The organism is Okeania hirsuta, from assembly GCF_003838195.1.
In the GTDB taxonomy this organism is placed as follows: Bacteria; Cyanobacteriota; Cyanobacteriia; order Cyanobacteriales; family Microcoleaceae; genus Okeania; species Okeania hirsuta.
Genome location: NZ_RCBY01000403.1, coordinates 1 through 3,863, shown reverse-complemented (window position 1 = coordinate 3,863; position 3,863 = coordinate 1). Strand labels below are relative to the sequence as shown.

Below are 3,863 nucleotides of genomic sequence, written 5' to 3'. Positions count from 1 at the left end.
AAGAAGGCTACCCTCGCAAGAAAAAAACCATCATTTCCTGTAGATATTCACCCTTAGGTTTACACAAACGATATAAACGGACATGATATTATAACTTTTTTTCAATTGAATCTATGGAATATTTTAGTCGTCATCACGATCGTTATCATCCCAGAAAGACTCATCATCATCGTCATCATACCAGAAAAACTCATCATTATCAACTATCCCTGCCACCGTACCGAAAATTGGATTTCCTTGAGGAGGGATAATAGGGTTCAATTCTGGAGGTGGTGGCAATATAGGTGTATTGCTAAAAATTGGGTTTCCTTGGGGAGGAATAACAGGGTTAAATTCTGGAGGTGGTTCCAATGTAGGTGTATTGCTAAAAATAACGGAACCATCTGGACGAGTAATAGAGAAAGCATCAAAATTATCATTATCAAAGATGCCCACTACATTTACTTGTTCCCCTGGTACTACATTTAAGAATTGATTATCTGGTAAATCTGCATCCACTAATATTTGAGTACCGTTACCATCCTGTAGGATAAATTCATCATTATCAACTATTCCTACCACCGTACCGAAAATTGGATTTCCTTGAGGAGGGATAATAGGGTTCAATTCTGGAGGTGGTGGCAATATAGGTGTATTGCTAAAAATTGGGTTTCCTTGGGGAGGAATAACAGGGTTAAATTCTGGAGGTGGTTCCAATGTAGGTGTATTGCTAAAAATAACGGAACCATCTGGACGAGTAATAGAGAAAGCATCAAAATTATCATTATCAAAGATGCCCACTACATTTACTTGTTCCCCTGGTACTACATTTAAGAATTGATTATCTGGTAAATCTGCATCCACTAAAATTTGAGTACCGTTACCATCCTGTAGGAGAAATTCATCATTATCAACTATCCCTAGCACCGTACCGAAAATTGGATTTCCTTGAGGAGGGATAACAGGGTTCAATTCTGGAGGTGGTTCCAATGTAGGTGTATTGCTAAAAATTGGGTTTCCTTGGGGAGGAATAACAGGGTTAAATTCTGGAGGTGGTTCCAATGTAGGTGTATTGCTAAAAATAACGGAACCATCTGGACGAGTAATAGAGAAAGCATCAAAATTATCATTATCAAAGATGCCCACTACATTTACTTGTTCCCCTGGTACTACATTTAAGAATTGATTATCTGGTAAATCTGCATCCACTAAAATTTGAGTACCGTTACCATCCTGTAGGAGAAATTCATCATTATCAACTATCCCTAGCACCGTACCGAAAATTGGATTTCCTTGAGGAGGGATAACAGGGTTCAATTCTGGAGGTGGTTCCAATGTAGGTGTATTGCTAAAAATCGGGTTTCCTTGGGGAGGGATAACAGGGTTAAATGCTGGGGAAGGAGGATTAGCTATTCCTCCTGTAATGGGGTCTAATGCTGCTTGTGGGGGCGGTGGGACTGGGCTAGTTTGACTGCCTAAAATAATTGAATTATCTGGTCTAGTCATAAATATAGTATCAATTTCAAGGCCATCAAATTCAGCAACTAAGACATTTACGGGATCCCCGATATTTAAGCCTAATTGATTAGCGTCCAAAGGTGAGGTGTCTACAATAGTGCTACCACCGCTAAAATTTAGGGTAAAGTCTTCTCCATTATCTACGAAACCAGCTACAATTCCACTTATAGTCGAGCCTGGTTGAATCTGCATAAAAGTTAAATTTAAGTCGTCCATTTTTCTTCACTTTGTGAACTTGATAAATTTACTTATTAAAGGGGAAAATAGAAAACCTTAATAATATTTTAATAACACTAAAAAACCATTTACGCAACATTCCGAAGGAAAAGTCGGTCTAAACTAATGATTTTTATCTCTTATATTTATGATAAGATTGTAATATTTGACTCAAATATAAAATAAAAGTAGCAATTTTTGTTAAAATATTTATTTACTCAAAATACCTATGACAACAACTAAAACAAAACAAATAAATTGGAATGCCCTAGCATCAGAACTAACAAATATCGAAATTATTACCGAGCCAAATCAAGTCACCAAACTATCCTTAGACTATTATCATTTCAGTCCAATTTTACAATCGCAACTAAAAGATAAAAAAGCTAATTTAATTGTCCGCCCTACCAATGAAGCAGAGGTTTTACAAATAGCTAAAACTTGCGTTAAATATCAAGCACCTTTAACAGTTAGAGGTGCTGGAACTGGTAATTATGGGCAATGTATTCCTTTAGAAGGAGGGGTAGTTCTCGACACTACAAAAATGAATAATATTAATTGGATAAAACCAGGTTTATCTTGCGTCGAACCAGGAGTAAAATTAATAGCATTAGATAAAAAAACTAGAGAAATTGGTTGGGAAATCAGGATGTTTCCCTCAACTTATCGTACTGCTACAATTGGCGGTTTTATCGGTGGTGGTAGTAGTGGAATTGGTTCAATTAATTATGGTGGATTGAGAGATAGAGGTAATGTTTCTGCTGTGCGAGTTGTCACAATGGAAGACGAACCAAGAGTTATAGAATTGCGTGGCGATGACGTACAAAAAGTTAATCATGCCTATGGAACAAATGGAATTATTACTCAATTAGAAATACCCCTAGCTCCTACTTATCCTTGGGCAGAATTAATAGTAACTTTTGACGACTTTATGACCTGTGCAAAATTCGCTCAAGCATTGGGAGATAGTGATGGAATTGTCAAAAAATTAATTACTGTTTTTGCTTGGCCGATACCTAGTTTTTTTGCTGGGGTAAAAAGTTCAATTCCTGAAGGAAAACATTGTGCTTTTTTGATGGTATCTGAATATAGTTTGGCATCTTTTCAGGATTTAGTTAAAGAATTTAAAGGTGAAATTTGTTATAAAAAAACTGCTCAAGAGGCAAGTAAGGGTACGCCAATATATGAGTTTACTTGGAATCATACAACATTACACGCTCGGAGTGTAGATACAAATTTGACTTATTTACAAAGTGGTTTTCCAAGTGATAGAAATCTAGCACTTGTAGAAAAAATGTATCGGCATTTTGGTGATGAAGTAATCATGCACTTAGAATTTATGCGAATGGATGGTCAAACTACACCAGTAGGATTACAAATTGTCCGTTATACTTCAGAAGAACGACTAAATGAAATTATTGAATATCACGAAAAAAATGGGGTAAATATTTTTAATCCTCATACCTATATTTTGGAAGATGGAGGAATGAAAACCACAGATTTTGAGCAGTTAGAATTTAAGAAAAAGGTAGACCCCTACGGATTATTAAATCCTGGAAAAATGAAAGCTTGGTTAGAGAGATAGAAAAAATTATTAGAGTTTTTCTATGGAGCATTGACTTAATCAGAGAATAACGATTTAATACGTATTAAAGCATACTTTTAGACAGGTTGCCCTCACCCATATATGAAATCCATTAGAACCAAGCTCAAATTAAATAATCAGCAAAAAACGCTTTTAGCCCAACACGCAGGCTATTCACGCTGGTGTTATAACTGGGGTTTAAGTCTGTGGAATGCTGCTTACACAGATGGTTATAAGCCTAATGCCCGCAAGCTTAGAGAGGTTTTTACCAATCATACAAAACCACTTTATCCTTGGATGAAAAACTTGTCATCTAAAGTTTATCAATATGCTTTTATAAACTTAGGTGAAGCATTTAAGAGGTTCTTCCAAGGATTGGGTAAACGCCCACGATTTAAGAAGAAAGGTAAGTCTGATTCATTCACAATTGATAATTGTGGAAAACCCATAGAATTAAATGGATGGAATCATAACATACCTTTTATTGGTTGGGTTAAGACTTATGAGCCAATTGAGGCGACTACTCAAAAAATAACCATTAGTAGACAAGCGGGGGATTGGTACT

Annotated in this window: 3 protein-coding genes; 2 read left to right on the top strand and 1 reads right to left on the bottom strand. The window is 36.0% G+C overall.

What is annotated here, in order from left to right; genetic code table 11:
* Positions 1 to 123: 123 nt before the first annotated feature.
* Entirely contained in the window at positions 124 to 1,713 is a 1,590-nt protein-coding gene (locus D5R40_RS30920; protein ID WP_124155721.1) for a hypothetical protein, read from the bottom strand.
* A 229-nt stretch (positions 1,714 to 1,942) separates the two neighbouring features.
* Here D5R40_RS30920 and D5R40_RS30915 point away from each other — a divergent pair, with 229 nt between their 5' ends.
* Positions 1,943 to 3,298 carry an FAD-binding oxidoreductase gene (locus tag D5R40_RS30915; protein WP_124155720.1) on the top strand — a complete coding sequence of 452 codons (1,356 nt, stop codon included), beginning with the start codon at positions 1,943 to 1,945 and terminating at the stop codon, positions 3,296 to 3,298.
* A gap of 102 nt (positions 3,299 to 3,400) precedes the next feature.
* Positions 3,401 to 3,863: RNA-guided endonuclease InsQ/TnpB family protein (locus D5R40_RS30910; protein WP_124155719.1), on the top strand; the 463-nt coding region annotated here is incomplete at its 3' end.